The following is a 17,078-nucleotide window of genomic DNA, read 5'->3' as shown; positions in this document are numbered from 1 at the left end:
CGGTCACTCTTCTTTGCGTCGGCAAAGAAGACTAACGAGAAGAAAGCCGACCCTGCCGGGCGCAGAGCAATCAGGCTCATGTGGGGCGGTGGTTGCGTCGTACTGCCCGGAGTGCCGGCGGGCATCTGCCGGTACCGGTTTGACTGGCCACGACCCTGTCAGCTTCCGGGATGCGTGGTGAGGCCCACGGTAGCAGACATCACTTGCTTCAAGCCGTCTGTCGCTCGCGAAGTGGCCGGCCACGAAGTTGCAAGCGCATCGGTTCCGTCGTGGGCGCGGTGGCACCAGATTGATATGCCCAAGCCCTTGACCACCGCGCCCGCCGCACCACGAAACCATTGACGGGCAATGTGTCGTGATGGCGCGCGCCGGTAACGGCAGATGGTGGAATGCTCACAGAACAAAGCGATCAGGGGCACCACCACGTGACCATTGGGTCATGCCGTAGCGATGACCTAAAAGCCGGTATGGCAAAGGCCAGCCAACACTCCGGGCAGTACGACGCAACCACCGCCCCACATGAGCCTGATTGCTCTGCGCCCGGCAGGGTCGGCTTTCTTCTCGTTAGTCTTCTTTGCCGACGCAAAGAAGAGTGACCGGCAGCCCCCGCAGGGGGATGTCGTATGGCTCTTGGGTGCAAAAACCAACACCGCCCCGAAAAGTAGCGACACCCCCCCAAAGCCCTCAAAGCCCCAAAAACCAACCAATCCTCATCCCCCCACCGGCAAAACCCGATCCCCAGCAATCGTAGTCCGATGCAACTCCCGATCAAACCCATCATAATCATTCATCGCCAGATGCTGCGTACACCGGTTATCCCACACGGCCAACGCACCCCGCGTCCACCGGAACCGGCAAGTGAACTCCGGCCGCACCGCATGGCTGTATAGGAACTGCAGCAATGGCGCGCTCTCTTCCTCGGTCATGTCTTCAAAGCGCAGCGTGTAGGTGCTGTTGACATAGAGCGCCTTCTTCCCGGTGGCGGGGTGGATGCGCACCACCGGATGCGTGACCTCGCTGCTGGCGCGCTCGTCGGTGCGTACATCCATCTTGTGCGCGGGATCGCCGTTGTTGACGACCGCGCCGCCGGCGCCGTATGAACGCACCGGGCTGTGCACGGCACGCAGCTTGTCCAGAACCTGCTTCATGCCATCCGATAGTGCATCGTAGGCTCGATACATATTGGTCCACATGGTGTCGCCACCATAGGGCGGGATCACGCGGGCGTAGAGCGCGGAGCCCAGCGGCGGGGTTTCCGCGTAGCTCATGTCGGTGTGCCACAGACCGCCAAAATTGCGTTTGGTCTGTTCGCTCTTGCCTTTCATCACCGGCAGGATCTCGGGATGCCCTTGCAGCGCGCGGATGAACGGCACTTCCAGCAGATCGCCAAAGCGCGCGCTGAACGCCTTGTGCTGCTCGGGCGTCAGTTCCTGGTCGCGAAAGAAGATCACCAGGTTGTCGTGCAGCGCCGAGCGGATCTCGGCGAAGGTCTCATTGGACAGCGGCCGGGCAAGGTCGACGCCGCGGATTTCCGCGCCGAGCGCGCCGGCAATGGGGTGGATATCGATAAGGCGGTATTGCGACATAGCTTGTCTCCTCTTGGTGGTGGATGGGTTCTGGTTTTACTGGACCGTGATTCTTGCGCTGCGCACCAGCGTGCTCCACTTGCGCGATTCCGCTTCGATATAGCGGCCGAAAGCCTGCGGCCCGGCGCCGGAGACGATGCCGCCCATCTCGTCGAGCTTCTTGCGCACGTCGGGCATCTTCAGTACGACCTCCAGCTCGGTGTCGAGCCGGGCGACGATGGCCTTGGGCGTGGCCGCCGGCACCAGCACGCCGAACCATCCGGCGATCTCGTAGCCCTGCAGGCCGGCTTCCGCCATGGTGGGCACATCGGGCAGCTGCGCGGAGCGTTGGGCGCTGGTGATGGCCAGCGCCCGCAGCTTGCCCGCCTTCACCAGCGGCAGCGCGGAGGGCATGTTGTCGAACATCACCGGCACATGCCCGGCCATGGTGTCGTTCAGGCCCGGCGCGCTGCCCTTGTAGGGGATGTGGGTCATCTTCACGCCCGAGGTGGTGGCGAAGAGCTCGCCCGCCAGGTGCAGCGAGGTGCCGGCGCCCGGCGTCGCGTAGCCCAGCGGGGCCGGCTGCCGCTTGCCGTAGTCGATCAGGTCGCGCACCGAATGCACCGGCAGCGCCGGGTTGACCACCAGCAGGTTAGGCACCGCCATCAGCATGGTCACCGGGGCCAGGTCCTTGAGTGGGTTGTAGGGCAGGTCCGGATACAGCGAAGGGTTGATGGCGATGGGGCCGATATTGCCCATCACGATGGTGTAGCCATCGGCCGGTTGCTTGGCCACGTAGTCGGTGCCCACGTTGCCGCCGGCACCCGCCTTGTTTTCCACCACCACCGGCTGGCCGAGCCGCTCTCCCAGCTTCTGGCCGACGATGCGCGCGAGCATGTCGGTCGAGCCGCCGGGCGGATAGGGCACGACCCATTTGATCGGCTTGGCTGGCCAGGCGTCGGCGGCCTGCGCGGCCGGGGCCGGCAGCGCCAGGGCGAGGATGGACGCAAGTGCGGGGGCGATGGTCTTCATCTTGTCTCCTGTGTAAGGGGTGAGGCGCGGTGCTTGCCGTCGCCTTCTTTCTGCTTTAGTATGTTCACTTAATGAACAAAACGTGCTCTAGGTGAACGAAATAACGGATGAAGAATAATAGATCGATCCAGCGGTGTCTAGCGATCCTGCAAGCGTTCCGCCACAACGGCCGGCCAACGCTGGCGGAGCTATCGCGCGCGGTGGACCTGCCGCATCCCACCGTACTGCGGTTTTTGCTGACGCTGGAAGAGGACGCGTATGTGGCGCGGGAAGGCAATCGCTGGCGTCTCACCACGCGTATCTTCGAGATCGGCTTTGCCGCGCTGGAAAGCCTGGGCGTCACCGATGCCGTGCAGGAGGGGCTGCAGAAACTGGCTGACGCCTACTCCGGCACGGCCAACCTTGGCGAGGCCAATCCGGAAGGCGTGATCATCATCGGCCGGGCGATGGCGCCGGCCGAGCGGCGCCGGCTGGTGGTCATGAACCTCCGGGTAGGCAGCGTGCTGCCGGCGGGCAGCGCGCTGGCGATGGCCTTGCCCTTGCCGCCCGGCGAATGGAGCGTGCTGGCGTACCCGGAGAGCAACCAGGTATCGGTTGCCGTGCCCCTGCCGGCTGCAGGCTCGCGGACGTTGTCGCTGGGCATTTCCACCTCGGCGGGCGAAGCCACGCCAGAGCGCATCCCTGCCGAAATCGTGCCCGCGTTGCAGCAGGCCGCGGCCAATATCAGCCGGCTGATCGGGCTGGCCCCGGTATGACGGGGTTAGAATCCACCTTTGTTTTTCCTACGCAGCGGAGTCCACGTGCTGGCTGAACAGCGGCAAAAATTCATCCTCGACCAGCTCGCCGCCAGCGGCGCGCTGGCCATCAGCGAGCTGGTCACCGAGCTGGATGTCTCGCGCGAGACCATCCGGCGCGACCTCAACGCGTTGGCGGCGCGCGGCCTGCTGATTCTCACGCACGGTGGCGCGCTCACGCCCGAGCGGGCCGAGCCGGACACCCAGACCCGCGCTGCGGTCAATGCCGAGGGCAAGCGCGCCATCGGCATGCGCGCGGCGGAGCTGGTGCCCGATGGCGCCTCGCTGATCATCGACTACGGCACTACCACCCACACCGTGGCGCAGGCGCTGCATGGCCATCACAACCTGCTGGTCTATACCAATGACTTCGCCATCGCGCTGCTGCTGGGGCGGCGCAACGGCAATCGGGTGGTGATGCTCGGTGGCGAGCTGCAGGACAACGAGGACGCCACCCACGGCTGGGACACCATCGAGCAACTGTCGCGCTACCACACGGACTTTGCCTTTATCGGCACCGGCGGCATTACCGCCGACGGTCAGATGAGCGATTTCTCGCGTGCTGCCGCCGAGTTGCGCAGCTGCATGCTGCAAGCGGCGAGCGTGGCCTGCGTGGTGGCGGACCACACCAAGTTTGGCCGTAATGCCGGGGTGCTGGTGAAGCATTTCGAGAAGGCGTCTTACGTGATTTCCGATATGGCGCCTGAGCCCGAGCTGGCCGCTGCGCTCAAGGAGCGCGGGCCGGTGTTGCGCATCGCCTGAGGGCGGCAAAGGCGGGTTCAGCCGAGGCTGGGCGCAAAAGCCAGGGCTGTCGTTTTCAACGCGTCCAGCGCGATAGGGGCATGGGGAAAGCACCTGCGGCGGCGGCGCCCCGCGATGTCATAGTCAATGCCATGGCCATCCACGCCAAGCACGCGTACGCCGTCCGGCGCGGCGAGAGACAGCGCTTGCACGATCCCGGCCTCGATGCCTGGCGGCACCTGCGGCAAGGCATCCCACGCCGATTGCCCGATCCAGCCCATCCGGCCGACGCCGGCGATAAATCGTATAGCGCTCGGGCGGATGCGGAAGAACTGGAAATCCAGCGCCAGCAATGGCTCGGTGGCCGGCGCATAGCGCAGGTAACGCGCCAGCTCGTCGGCATTCGGCTCGATGCGGGCCGCATCGCCCACCAGCGTCAGGCGCGGGGCGTTCTGCACGTCCGCGGCGCCGGGCTGCAGCACCGACAGGCTCACTCTCGCATCGGCAAGGAGGTTTCGCGTGTGCTCGGCCAATGTGCTGACGCAGATCACGGGCGCGCTGGCCGCGTCGGTCACGAACGGCACCACGGTGGCGTAGGGGTAGCCGGGCAGGGCGCAAGCGTGCGTGGCCAGGGTGCCGTAGGCCGCTTCGTGGAGCAGGCTGACAACTTGATCGATCGGGACTTCCACGTTCTTTGCCCCCTTGTCTGTGCGCGATCCGAGCATTGTACGGCGTGCTCAGGCCCGCCTTCGAGGCCGCCAGTCTCCGCTCGGTGGCCGCTGATCGCACAAAAATACAGGCAGGCGGCCTTTATATGTCTGCTGGTCAAAGCTGTTGTGCCTGTCTTGCCGCCTACGTCAAATGCTAAGCTTCGCCCTTGGCGATACATTCAATCCCGATCTTGAATGTATTGACATGACCCGGCGGCCGTTGCCGCATTGCCGCCGGGCTCGCCGCAGTTGCGCCGCCCCTGATCATCCGGGCAGCGCCGTGGCATCCCTCGGCACGCCTGCCGGACAGGTATCCGCGGCGGCCGTCTTCTGCCAAGCACCAGCACATCGAAACAAAGAGACACTTGTGACATCTGCCTCCCTTGAAACATTCCTGGCCGGCGTTGCCCGGCGCGACCCCGACCAGCCCGAATTCCTCCAGGCCGTGAAGGAAGTCATGATGACGCTCTGGCCCTTCGTCGAGCAGCATCCGCGCTACGGCGAACAGGCCTTGCTGGAGCGGCTGGTGGAACCCGAGCGCGTGATCCAGTTCCGCGTGGCATGGACCGACGACCGCGGCCAGGTGCAGGTCAACCGGGGCTTCCGCGTGCAGCACAGCTCCGCCATCGGCCCCTACAAGGGCGGCATGCGCCTGCATCCCACGGTCAATCTCTCGGTATTGAAGTTCCTGGGCTTCGAGCAGACGCTGAAGAATGCGCTGACCACGCTGCCGATGGGCGGCGGCAAGGGCGGCTCGGACTTCGATCCCAAGGGCAAGTCCGACGGCGAGGTGATGCGCTTTTGCCAGGCCCTGATGACCGAGCTCTACCGCCACCTCGGCCCGGACACCGACGTGCCCGCCGGCGACATCGGCGTGGGCGCGCGGGAAGTCGGTTTCATGGCCGGCATGATGAAAAAGCTGTCCAACAGCTCCGCCAGCGTCTTCACCGGCAAGGGCATGGCCTTCGGGGGCAGCCTGATGCGGCCCGAAGCCACCGGCTACGGCACGGTGTATTTCGCGCAGGAGATGCTGCACCGCCGGGGGCGCGATTTCAGCGGCCTGCGCGTGCTGCTGTCCGGCTCGGGCAATGTGGCCCAGTATGCCGCCGAGAAAGCGATCGAACTGGGCGCCAAGGTGCTCACGGTCTCTGACTCCGGTGGCGTGCTGCATTACCCCAAGGGCATGAACAGCGAACAATTGACGGCCTTGATGGCTTTCAAGAACGAGGCGCGCGGCCGCCTGGCGGATTTCGCCGCCGAGCAGGACCTGCACTTCGAAGCCGGCCGCACGCCCTGGCACGTGCCGGCGGACGTGGCGCTGCCGTGCGCCACGCAAAACGAGCTGGACGGCGATGACGCCGAACGCTTGCTGGCCAACGGCGTGTTCTGCGTGGCCGAAGGCGCCAACATGCCTTCCACGCTGGACGCCGTGGACCGCTTCCTGGCCGCGCGCATCCTCTACGCGCCGGGCAAGGCCAGCAATGCCGGCGGTGTCGCCACCTCGGGGCTGGAAATGTCGCAGAACGCCATGCGCATGTCCTGGCACCATGCCGAGGTCGACGAGAAGCTGCACGCGATCATGAAGGACATCCACGGCAACTGCATCCACTACGGCCAGAAGGCCGACGGGTTCATCAACTACGTCGAGGGTGCGAACGTGGCCGGGTTTGTGAAGGTTGCGGACGCGATGTTGGCGCAGGGCGTGGTTTGATAGCGGGCTCATAGCGGGCCCAGGCACGTTGGCCGGCACCTTGGTTTTCTGACCAGGCCGCCGGCGGCATAGCAGCATAGCGGGAGGGCGGCGACGCCATCCCGCTATTTTTTTAAGCATTTGTCGGCCACGAAGCTGTCGGGCGTTGTTTGCCGTCGACACTCCGGCGATTGCGTGGGAATACCGGATAGCAGATATGGAGATTGTGTCAGATCCCCTCGTTAGAGGGGTGTTAATTCTCCGACCCGCGCGGGTGCCCGATTTGCGGGAAAGCGCCTTGCCGCGCGCCAATATTCTGTAATACAAGTCCGCTGAAAATCCCTGCGGCGGCCCCAATCTTGCCCGTCTGTCATATGTACGAGCGCCATGTCCATCGCATAGACTACCGGCTTAAAACATAAAAACAGCGGTGAATCGGGTGTCTTCCAACCAATTCCACTTCATCTCAGGCTTACCCCGGTCAGGGTCAACCTTACTGTCCGCGCTACTGCTGCAGAATCCCCGGTTCCACGCCGGGATGACGAGTCCGGTGGGGACGCTGTTCAATGCCGTGCTGGCGCAATGCAGTGCCGGCAGCGAATTCGGGCCCGTGATCGCCCAGGACCAGCGCCGCCGGCTGCTGCGTGGCCTGTTCGATAGCTATTACGCGGACAAGGCCGGCAAAGGCGTGGTGTTCGACACCAATCGCAACTGGTGCGCACGCATGCCCGCGCTGCAGGATCTGTTTCCCAATGCCAAGGTGATTGCCTGCGTGCGCAATGTCGCCTGGGTCATGGACAGCCTTGAGCGTTTGTATCGCGCCAATCCGTATGAAAACACCAAGCTGTTTTCCGATGACGCCGAACGCAGCACCGTCTATAGCCGGGTCGATACCCTGGCGCAGCGCAATCGCCTGGTTGGCTTTGCGTGGGCCGCGCTCAAGGAAGCCTATTACGGCGAGAACGCCGGTTCCCTGCTGCTGGTCGACTACGACTTGCTCAGCCAGGCGCCCGACAAGGTAATGCGCCTGGTTTATGACTTTATCGGCGAGCCGTGGTTTGCGCACGATTTCAATAACGTGCAATACGACGCGCCAGAGTTCGATCAGGCGTTGGGCGTGTCCGGCTTGCACCAGGTGAAATCCAAGGTGGCAAAGCAAGCACGGCGCAGCATCCTGCCGCCGGACCTGTTCGAGAAGTACGCTGCGCTGTCGTTCTGGGAGGACGGCAGCAAAAGCGCGGCCAATGTCATCCGCGCAAAGCTCGAATAGCGCAACTAGCACGATTGGCGCGTTTAGTTCGACGAACAAGGGCTGGCACTCGCTGGCCGATTGCAGAAAACCGACCAGAAAATTGCAGCCCGCCGCGCGCCTCCTGAGCCGTGCCCGGCGCGGATGCGCGAGGAGAGCGATATGTGGTGGACCCGGAAGCAGAAGGTAGAGGGCGCGGTTGCAATCCCGGCCCGGCCCGCAAAGCGGTCCAGCCCGCTCTCCTCGTCGCTGATCATGGCGCTGGAGCCCCGCATCATGTTCGACGGCGCCGCTGTCGCCACGGCGGCCGCGGCGGCCCACCCGGCAGCGGATAGCCATGGCGCGCCGGCGGACAGCCACGCAGCGGATAGCCACCCCACGGATAGCCATGTGGCACCGGCCGCAGCGCCAGCCACTGCCCAGCCTGCGGACGCCGCCGGCCATGCTCCCGCGCCGGCCGAAGCCGGTGCCCCGTCCTCGCCGGCTCCGGCGCCGTCCGGGCACAACGTGCTGTTCGTGGATAGCCGGGTGGAGGACAGCGCGAGCCTGCTGGCCGGTGTCGCGCCCGGCACGGAAATCGTCTACCTGAACCGCAACGCGGACGGCCTGGCCCAGATGGCCGATTACCTGTCGGCCCACCCTGGCGCCAAGTCCGTCCAGATCATCGCGCACGGCGAGGCTGGCGACCTGTGGCTTGGCAATACCTACCTGTCCGGCGACAACGTTGGCAACTACGCCAGCAGCCTGGCCAGGATCGGCAGCGGCATCCAGAGCGGTGGCGACATCCTGATCTATGCCTGCAGTACCGCGCAAGGCGCGGCCGGCCTGTCGTTCGTCGACTCGCTGGCGGCGCTGACGGGCCGCGATATTGCCGCCTCGGACAACCGCACCGGCGCGGGCAGCGACTGGAACCTGGAAATCACCACCGGCCAGATCGAAGCCACCTCGGTGCTGTCGGCCAGCGCGGAATCCGCCTATGCGCACGACCTGGCGCTGATCACCGTGACGAGCACCGCAGATGCCGGTGCCGGTACTTTGCGCAGCGCGATCGCCTCGGCGCAGGCGGGTGACACCATCACCTTCAGCACCAGCATGACGATCAACCTGTCGACCATCACGTCGGGCAATTCGCTGCTGGTGATCAACAAGAACCTCACCATCGATGGCGACATCAATCACGATGGCGTTGCCGATGTCACGCTCGATGGGCACTACAACGGCCGTGTGCTGGAAATCACCTCCGGCTCAACCGTCGGGCTGGAGGGGCTGGTAATCGAGCATGGTCTGGTTTCTGGGACGGGCGGGGCCGGCGGGGTGGCCGCAACCGCCGCGAAAGGTGGTGGCATCTACAACGCCGGGACGCTGACTCTGACGGATGTCACCGTCACGGCCAATGCGGCTGCCGGTGGCGGCGGTGGCGGTGGTGTGGCCGCCCCCTATGTCGGCGGCGCTGTTGGCGGCGGCGGCGGCGGCGGTGGCGGCATGTCCGGCGTTGGCGGTGGAGCGGGGGGCGCGGCTGGCTTCGGAACAGGTGTCTATGCCGGTACGTCAGGCCATACCGGCGTTGGCGGCAACGGCGGCGGTTACAACCCGAGCTACATGGGAGGCCATGGCGGCGCTACCACTGGCGGTGCGGGGGGCATCGGCGCTGCAAACTATTCGAGCGGCGGCAACGGCGGGACTGCCAACAATGGCACCATCTCGATCGGCGGCGGCGGCGGCGGCAGCGGCTGGGATGCCACCGGCGCCGCCGGTGGCGGCGCGGCGGGCGGCATCTTCAACGCGACGGGCGCAACCCTCAACGTGGTTGGCAACTCGATCATCAGCAACAACCTGGGCGCAGGCGGCGGCGGTGGCGGCGGGGGCGGCTTGGGCGGGAGCGCCTCAAACGGCGGTGCCGGTGGCCTGGGCGTGGGCGCCATATGGAACCAGGGCACCGTGCACGTCACGGCTTCGGCCTATGCGGCGATAACCGGCAACGCGGGCGGAAGCGGGGCGGGTGGCCCGGCACTCGGCGGAGGGCTTACCGGTATCAGCCCAACGGCCGTTGGCAAGATCTACAACGACACCGGCGGTATTCTCGACAAGACCTACATCCCGAACGCCGCACCCATCGCCACCACGAGCGGCGGCACGACCGCATTCACCGAAGGCAACAACGTTGCCGGCACGCCGGTGGTGGTCGATGGCGGCGTCACGTTCAGCGATGTGGACAACACCACGTTCGCCAGCGGCAAGGTGGCGATTACCGGCAATTTCCACAGCGGCGAAGACGTGCTGGCCTTTACCAGCAACCCCGCCACCATGGGCAATATCTCGGCGAGCTACAACAGCGCGACCGGGGTGATGACCCTGACCTCGTCCGGTGCGACCGCCACGACGGCCCAGTGGCAAGCGGCGCTGCGCTCGGTCACGTACACCGATAGCTCGGACACGCCGAACACCAGCAACCGCACCATCACCTTTACCGTCAATGACGGCACGTCCGATAGCAATGCCGCGGCCAAGACGGTCAGTGTTGCCGCGGTCGACGATTCGCCCATTGCAACGGCCAGCGGCGGCACCACCGCGTTCACCGAGGGCAACAACGTCACCAGCACGCCGGTTGCCATCGATGGCGGCTTCACGGTCAGCGATGCGGACAACACCACGCTCGCCAGCGCTACCGTTGCCATTACCGGCAACTTCCACGGCGGTGAAGACGTGCTGGCCTTCACCAACAACCCCGCCACCATGGGCAATATCTCGGCGAGCTACAACAGCGCGACCGGGGTGATGACCCTGACCTCGTTCGGTGCGACCGCCACGACGGCCCAGTGGCAAGCGGCGCTGCGCTCGGTCACGTACACCGATAGCTCGGACACGCCGAACACCAGCAACCGCACCATCAGCTTCACCGTCAACGACGGCACGGCCGATAGCAATACGGTCACCAAGACGGTCAGCGTTGCCGCGGTCGACGATACGCCGGTGGCTACCACCAGCGGTGGCACCACCGCGTTCACCGAGGGCAACAACGTCGCGAGCACGCCGGTTGCCATCGACAGCGGATTGACGCTCAGCGACCTGGACAACACCACGCTCGCCAGCGCCACCGTGTCGATTACCGGCAATTTCCATGCCGCCGAGGATGTGCTGGCGTTCACCAACGACGGCGCCACCATGGGCAATATCACGGCGAGCTATAACCTCGGGACCGGGGTGATGACCTTGACGTCGTCCGGCGCGAGCGCCACGACGGCACAGTGGCAAGCGGCGCTACGATCCGTCACGTACACGGATACGTCGGACCTGCCGAATACCAGCAACCGCACCATCAGCTTTACCGTCAATGACGGCACGGCCAATGGCAATACGGCGACCAAGGTCGTTACCGTCGCGGCTGTCGACGACTCGCCCATTGCCACTGGTTCCGGCGGTACCACCGCGTTCACCGAAGGCAACAACGTTGCCAGCACGCCGGTTGTGATCGATAGCGGCATGACGCTGAGCGACCTGGACAACACCACGCTCGCCAGCGGCAGGGTGGCGATTACCGGCAACTTCCACATCGGCGAAGATGTACTGGCGTTTATCAATACCAGCGCGAGCACCTACGGCAATATCACGGCGAGCTACAACAGCGCGACCGGGGTGATGACCCTGACCTCGTCCGGTGCGACCGCCACGCTTGCTCAATGGCAATCGGCGCTGAGCGCCGTGACCTACGTCGATGCCTCGGACACGCCGAACACCAGCAGCCGCACCATCAGCTTCACCGTCAATGACGGCACGGCGGATAGCAATACGGTCACCAAGACGGTCAGCGTGACCGCGGTTGACGACACGCCCATTGCAACGGCCAGCGGCGGCACCACCGCGTTCACCGAGGGCAACAACGTCACCAGCACGCCGGTTGCCATCGATGGCGGCTTCACGGTCAGCGATGTGGACAACACCACGCTCGCCAGCGCTACCGTTGCCATTACCGGCAACTTCCACGGCGGTGAAGACGTGCTGGCCTTCACCAACAACCCCGCCACCATGGGCAATATCTCGGCGAGCTACAACAGTGCGACCGGGGTGATGACCCTGACCTCGTCGGGCGCGAGCGCCACGACGGCGCAGTGGCAAGCGGCGCTGCGCTCGGTCACCTACACCGATAGCTCGGACACGCCGAACACCAGCAACCGCACCATCAGCTTCACCGTCAACGACGGCACGGCCGATAGCAATACGGTCACCAAGACGGTCAGCGTTACCGCGGTCGACGATACGCCGGTGGCTACCACCAGCGGTGGCACCACCGCGTTCACCGAGGGCAACAACGTCGCGAGCACGCCGGTTGCCATCGACAGCGGATTGACGCTCAGCGACCTGGACAACACCACGCTCGCCAGCGCCACCGTGTCGATTACCGGCAATTTCCATGCCGCCGAGGATGTGCTGGCGTTCACCAACGACGGCGCCACCATGGGCAATATCACGGCGAGCTATAACCTCGGGACCGGGGTGATGACCTTGACGTCGTCCGGCGCGAGCGCCACGACGGCACAGTGGCAAGCGGCGCTGCGATCCGTCACGTACACGGATACGTCGGACCTGCCGAATGCCAGCAACCGCACCATCAGCTTCACGGTCAACGATGGCACGACCGACAGTGCCGCCGCCACCAAGCTTGTCAGCGTGGATGCCGTCAATGACACCCCGGTCAACGCCGTTCCAGCGGCCCAGAGTGTCGATCAGAACAGCGCGCTGACATTCAGCGCCGGCAACGGCAACCTGATCTCGGTCAGCGATCTCGATTCCGGCGGCGGCGTCGAACAAGTGACACTGACGGCAGCCCACGGCGTGGTCACGCTCTCCGGCACGTCGGGCCTGAGCTTTCTGACCGGCTCCGGTGTGGGTGACGCCACCATGACGTTCACGGGGACACTGGCGGACATCAACGCCGCGCTGAATGGCCTTGTCTATACGCCTACGCCTGGTTATCACGGCGCAGGCAGCATCCAGATCACCACGAACGACCAAGGGCTGACGGGTTCCGGCGGCGCCAAGACGGCTACCGATACGATCGCGATCACCGTCAACAGCATCAATCCCGTCGTCACCAACGTCGATGCCCTCACCGCCAATGGCACTTACAAGGTTGGCGATACGGTCAGCGTGGTGGTGACGTTCGACCAGGCGGTGACCGTCGACACCACGGGCGGCACGCCGACCCTGCTGCTGGAAACCGGCGCGGTGGACCGCAATGCCACCTACATCTCGGGCTCCGGCACCAATACGCTCACGTTCCGCTACACCGTGCAGGCGGGCGACAGCAGCGTCGATCTCGATGTGGCATCGTCAGCCGCGCTGGCGTTGAACGGCGGCGTGATCACCAACAGCAGCAGCGATGCCGCGGTACTGACCCTGCCCGCCGTGGGCGGCGCCCATTCGATGGGTGGCCAGCATGACATCGTGGTCGATGGCATTGCGCCGACCGTGGCCACCGTCAGCGTGCCGGCCAACGGCACCTATGCTACTGGCCAGAACCTCGATTTCACCGTCAACTACAGCGAGGCCGTGGTGGTCGACACCACCGGCGGCACACCGCGCATCGCCGTGACGCTGGACACTGGCGGCACGGTCTACGCCAGCTACGTGTCCGGCTCCGGCACCAGCGCCCTGACATTCCGCCTGACCGTGGCGAGCGGCCAGCTCGACAGCAATGGCGTGGCCGTTGCCTCCGCGCTGGATCTCCACGGCGGCACGGTGCGCGATGTCGCGGGCAACGATGCGGTGACCGCGCTGAACAGTGTGGCTTCCACCACCGGGGTACTGGTCGATGCGGTGGCGCCGTCGGCGGTAGCGGTCATCGCCGCGGACCCCACGCCGACCGCGGGCAACGTCGTCCACTTCACGGTGACCTTCAGCGAGAACGTCACCGGCGTGGATGTGAGCGATTTCGTCTTGTCGGGCACCGGCACGGCCACTGGCCAGGTCGCCTCGGTGATGCAGGTCGATGGGCATACCTATAGCGTGGTGGTGAACAACGTGACCGGCGACGGCCAGCTGGGCCTGGACCTGAAGGCCAGCGGCACCGGCATTGCCGATGTGGCAGGCAACGCCATTGCCGGCGGCCTGGCCGGCCAGCGCTACGTGGTCGACCACACCGCCCCGGTGGTGCTCGGCGTGAGCGCGCCGGCCGGTGGCGACTACAACGCTGGCAAGGTGCTTGATTTCACGGTGAGCCTGTCCGAGAACACGGTGATCGATACCACCAGGGGCACGCCGCGCCTGGCGCTCGATGTCGGTGGCCAGACGGTCTACGCCGATTACGTGTCCGGGAGCGGGACCACCGCGCTGACCTTCCGCTACATCGTTGCGGCTGGCCAGAACGACGCCAATGGCATCACCGTGACCGCCTTGCAGGCCAACGGTGGCACGATGCGCGACAGCGCCGGCAATGCGATCGATGTGTCCCTGCACGGCGTGGCGGATACGCGTGCCGTGACGGTGGACACCACGCCGCCCACGGCTGTGGGCATTACGCGCGTGGATGCATCGCCCACCTCGGGCCGCGCGGTGAGCTATACGGTGACGTTCGCCGAAGGCGTCACCGGCGTGGATGCGGCCGACTTCGTGCTGACCCGGACCGGCTCCGCAACGGGCGTCATCAGCGGCGTCACCCAGGTCGATGCGCGGACCTATACCGTGCTTGTCACCGGTCTCGGCGGCTCGGGGCAGATTGGCCTGACGCTCAATGCAAGCGGCACGGGCATTGCCGATGGCGCGGGCAATGCGCTCGCTGCAGGCGCGAGCGGCGATCCGTACGAGGTGCGCTCGACGGTCCATCTGACGACGCAACCCGCGCCAGCTCCGGCGCCCGTGCCGGGGCCGGCACCGCTGGCGCCAGCCCAGTCGGCGCCTCTGATCACGCTGACCGCGCTTGACTCGGCGCCTGGCGTCGACGCGCCGACGCTCAACCCGGCCGGCAACGGCACCGGCTTCAGTGCCGACGCCGTTGGCCGGAACCCGTTCAATGCGGATCCGCTTTCAGCGGGCAGCCTGAGCTATGCGCTGCAGGCGCCGGAAGGGCGCATGAATCTGGTCGACGTTGGTGGCGCCGGCAGCATTGGCCTGCAAGCCATGCCGGAGATCGGCAGTTTCTCGGCACGGGCGGGCGAGGCGGTCAGCATCACGCTGCCGGCGTCCCTGTTCCGCGCGAGCGACCGCGAAGCCACGGTGACGGTGGAAGTGCGCCTGGCCAACGGGCGCCCGCTGCCGCCGTGGCTCAAGTTCGATCCGGTGACCGGCACGCTGGCCGGCAAGCCGCCGCAAGGCATGAACCAGCAACTCCAGATCGAAGTCACCGCACGGGACAGCAAGGGCAATCGCGCCAGCAGCCACCTGGACCTGAACGTGAAAGCGTCGGCCGACTCGCGTGCGGGCCTGGAGCACGCCGACACGCTCGCACAGGGCGACGGCAGCCATGCCGATCCGTTGGCCGGCCTCCTGCAAGCCGCCACGGCGCAGCCAGCCGGCAAGCCGGCGCTGGCGGTGCAGTTCGATCAGTTTGGCCGGCCTGCGCAACAGGCCGCCAATGCGGCGTTGCTGCGCCACCTGCAAATGAGCCGGCAGCCGCAAGCGCCAGCACCAGCACAACCGGAGCGGGCCTAGGCCGATAGCGAATCACGCCATGAATCCATATAAAACGCAGCAACCCCGGAAAGAGGAAAATCCGTTGTCGAACGCTATCTCTCGCCTTGTCCAACCTGGACCCAAACGGCTGGTTTCCGTGTTGGCCGCCACCGCGATGCTGGGTGGCTGTGCCATTCAGCCCGTCGCCACCACCCTGGCCGAGCGCCAGGCCGAACTGCCTGACCAACGCCAGGCGATGTTCCAGAACCAGGAGGCGCTGGCCGGCCCGGTTACGCTCGAGGAGGCCATGGCGCGCGCGCTGAAGTACAACCTCGACGGCAGGCTCAAACTGATGGAAGAAGCCATGGCGCAGCGCCAGCTCGACCTGTCGCGCTGGGACATGCTGCCCCGCCTGACGGCCGACGCCGGTTACGCCTGGCGCAGCAACGAACTCGCCTCGTCCTCCAGGGACGTGGTCACCGGGCAGCAGTCCCTGGTGCCGTCGACCTCGTCCGAGCGTTCGCACTATAACGGCGACCTGAACCTGTCGTGGAACGTGCTGGACTTCGGCGTCAGCTACTACACCGCGCGCCAGCAGGCCGACCGCGTGCTGGTAATGAGCGAGCGCCGCCGCAAGGTGGTTCACCTGATGATGCAGCAGGTCAGGCAAGCCTACTGGCAAGCCGTGGGCGCGCAGCAGCTCGAAGCCAAGGTGGAACCCATCCTCAAGCTGACGCAAGCGGCGCTGGACGACTCCCAGCGCATCGAGAAGGAGAGGCTGCAGTCGCCGCTGGAAACGCTGAACTACCAGCGTCAGCTGCTCGACATCCTGCGCCAGCTCGAAGCCGTGCGCGACGAGCTTGCGCAAGCCAAGCCGCGCCTGGCCTCGATCATGAACGTGCCGCCGGGCGATGACTACACGCTGGCCGCGCCAACGGGCTTCAGCCTGCCCAAGCTACCGGTGGCCGCCGACAAGATGGAAGAAACCGCCCTCGTCAACCGGCCGGAACTGGTCGAGGCGGGCTACAACGAGCGCATTGGCCTGGATGAAACCAAGAAGGCCCTCGCCAAGCTGCTGCCGGGCGTGACCTTCCAGCTGGGCGCGAACTTCGACACCGACAACTTCCTGGTGAACAATGCCTGGAACAACATCGGCCTGCGCATGAGCTGGAACCTGCTCAACCTGCTCAACGCCGGCAACATCCGTGCCGCCGCCGATGCGCAGTATGAAGTCGCCAAGCAGCAGCGCCTGGCGCTGAACATGGCGGTGCTGACGCAGGTGCACGTGGCATATCGTGGTTACATTGGCTACAAGCGCGCCTTCGAGTTGTCCGGCAAGATGAACGACGTCGATCAGCGCATCCTGACGCATACGCAGAATGCCACCCGTTCCGATGCGACCGGCAAGCTGGCCGAGATTCGTGCGGGCGCCAGCGCCGTGATGTCCGAGCTGCGGCTGTATCAAGCCTACGGCGCGCTGCAGAATGCCTCTGGCCAGATGATGGCCACCCTGGGCCTGGACCCGTTGCCGACCGCGGTTGGCGGCTATGACCTGCCGACCTTGCGCGCGGCCATCGCCGAGCACGAGAAAACCCTGGTCGAGCCGCCCAAGCAGGCGCAGTAACCAGGCAATCGAGCAATCGAGCAATCGAGCAAGCCATTCATCCCGTAATCCAGTTTTACCGTCACTCC

At 65.5% G+C, this 17,078-nt stretch carries 9 protein-coding genes; 6 read left to right on the top strand and 3 right to left on the bottom strand.

The window, feature by feature from the left end; all coding sequences use genetic code 11:
- Positions 1 to 710 precede the first annotated feature (710 nt).
- Both AC1RQK_RS32085 and AC1RQK_RS32080 read right to left on the bottom strand, forming a co-directional pair.
- Positions 711 to 1,586 carry a TauD/TfdA dioxygenase family protein gene (locus tag AC1RQK_RS32085; RefSeq protein WP_416050711.1) on the bottom strand — a complete coding sequence of 292 codons (876 nt, stop codon included), beginning with the start codon at positions 1,584 to 1,586 and terminating at the stop codon, positions 711 to 713.
- 36 nt (positions 1,587 to 1,622) lie between these two features.
- Complete coding sequence (locus AC1RQK_RS32080; protein WP_492813419.1) at positions 1,623 to 2,597, bottom strand: Bug family tripartite tricarboxylate transporter substrate binding protein; 975 nt, start codon at positions 2,595 to 2,597, stop codon at positions 1,623 to 1,625.
- 107 nt (positions 2,598 to 2,704) lie between these two features.
- On the opposite strand from AC1RQK_RS32080, the gene AC1RQK_RS32075 reads away from it, so the two are divergent.
- Together AC1RQK_RS32075 and AC1RQK_RS32070 are read left to right on the top strand one after the other, a co-directional pair.
- Complete coding sequence (locus AC1RQK_RS32075) at positions 2,705 to 3,352, top strand: IclR family transcriptional regulator (protein WP_492813417.1); 648 nt, start codon at positions 2,705 to 2,707, stop codon at positions 3,350 to 3,352.
- A 45-nt stretch (positions 3,353 to 3,397) separates the two neighbouring features.
- The gene (locus AC1RQK_RS32070; protein ID WP_492813415.1) at positions 3,398 to 4,153 is read left to right on the top strand and encodes a DeoR/GlpR family DNA-binding transcription regulator; all 756 of its coding nucleotides are present in this window, start codon (positions 3,398 to 3,400) and stop codon (positions 4,151 to 4,153) included.
- Positions 4,154 to 4,170: 17 nt separating this feature from the next.
- Here AC1RQK_RS32070 and AC1RQK_RS32065 read toward each other — a convergent pair whose 3' ends face one another.
- Positions 4,171 to 4,821, bottom strand: a complete 651-nt coding sequence (locus tag AC1RQK_RS32065) for a HugZ family pyridoxamine 5'-phosphate oxidase (protein ID WP_492813413.1) — start codon at positions 4,819 to 4,821, stop codon at positions 4,171 to 4,173.
- Positions 4,822 to 5,209: 388 nt separating this feature from the next.
- Here AC1RQK_RS32065 and gdhA point away from each other — a divergent pair, with 388 nt between their 5' ends.
- The 4 genes from gdhA to AC1RQK_RS32045 all read left to right on the top strand — a co-directional run bounded on the left by gdhA (position 5,210) and on the right by AC1RQK_RS32045 (position 17,010).
- A complete protein-coding gene (gdhA, locus tag AC1RQK_RS32060; RefSeq protein ID WP_477134947.1) occupies positions 5,210 to 6,553 on the top strand; it encodes an NADP-specific glutamate dehydrogenase in 1,344 nt (447 codons plus the stop codon).
- A gap of 409 nt (positions 6,554 to 6,962) precedes the next feature.
- Positions 6,963 to 7,802: a sulfotransferase family protein gene (locus tag AC1RQK_RS32055; protein WP_492387181.1), complete on the top strand. Its 840-nt coding sequence runs from the start codon at positions 6,963 to 6,965 to the stop codon at positions 7,800 to 7,802.
- A 141-nt stretch (positions 7,803 to 7,943) separates the two neighbouring features.
- Positions 7,944 to 15,425 (top strand): DUF4347 domain-containing protein, encoded by a 7,482-nt coding sequence (locus tag AC1RQK_RS32050; protein ID WP_492813410.1) that lies wholly within the window; start codon positions 7,944 to 7,946, stop codon positions 15,423 to 15,425.
- 118 nt (positions 15,426 to 15,543) lie between these two features.
- Positions 15,544 to 17,010 (top strand): TolC family protein, encoded by a 1,467-nt coding sequence (locus tag AC1RQK_RS32045; RefSeq protein WP_367651515.1) that lies wholly within the window; start codon positions 15,544 to 15,546, stop codon positions 17,008 to 17,010.
- Positions 17,011 to 17,078 lie beyond the last annotated feature (68 nt).

This window comes from Cupriavidus sp. GW822-FHT02D05 (assembly GCF_058802485.1).
The sequence above is the reverse complement of the archived record's forward strand: the minus strand, read 5'-3'. Positions and strand labels throughout refer to the sequence as shown.

What these genes read in the sequence shown, in the direction of transcription:
- AC1RQK_RS32085 (WP_416050711.1), bottom strand. Translation starts at nt 1,586, where the DNA reads ATGTCGCAATACCGCCTTATCGATATCCACCCCATTGCCGGCGCGCTC.
- AC1RQK_RS32075 (WP_492813417.1), top strand. Translation starts at nt 2,705, where the DNA reads ATGAAGAATAATAGATCGATCCAGCGGTGTCTAGCGATCCTGCAAGCG.
- AC1RQK_RS32080 (WP_492813419.1), bottom strand. Translation starts at nt 2,597, where the DNA reads ATGAAGACCATCGCCCCCGCACTTGCGTCCATCCTCGCCCTGGCGCTG.
- AC1RQK_RS32050 (WP_492813410.1), top strand. Translation starts at nt 7,944, where the DNA reads ATGTGGTGGACCCGGAAGCAGAAGGTAGAGGGCGCGGTTGCAATCCCG.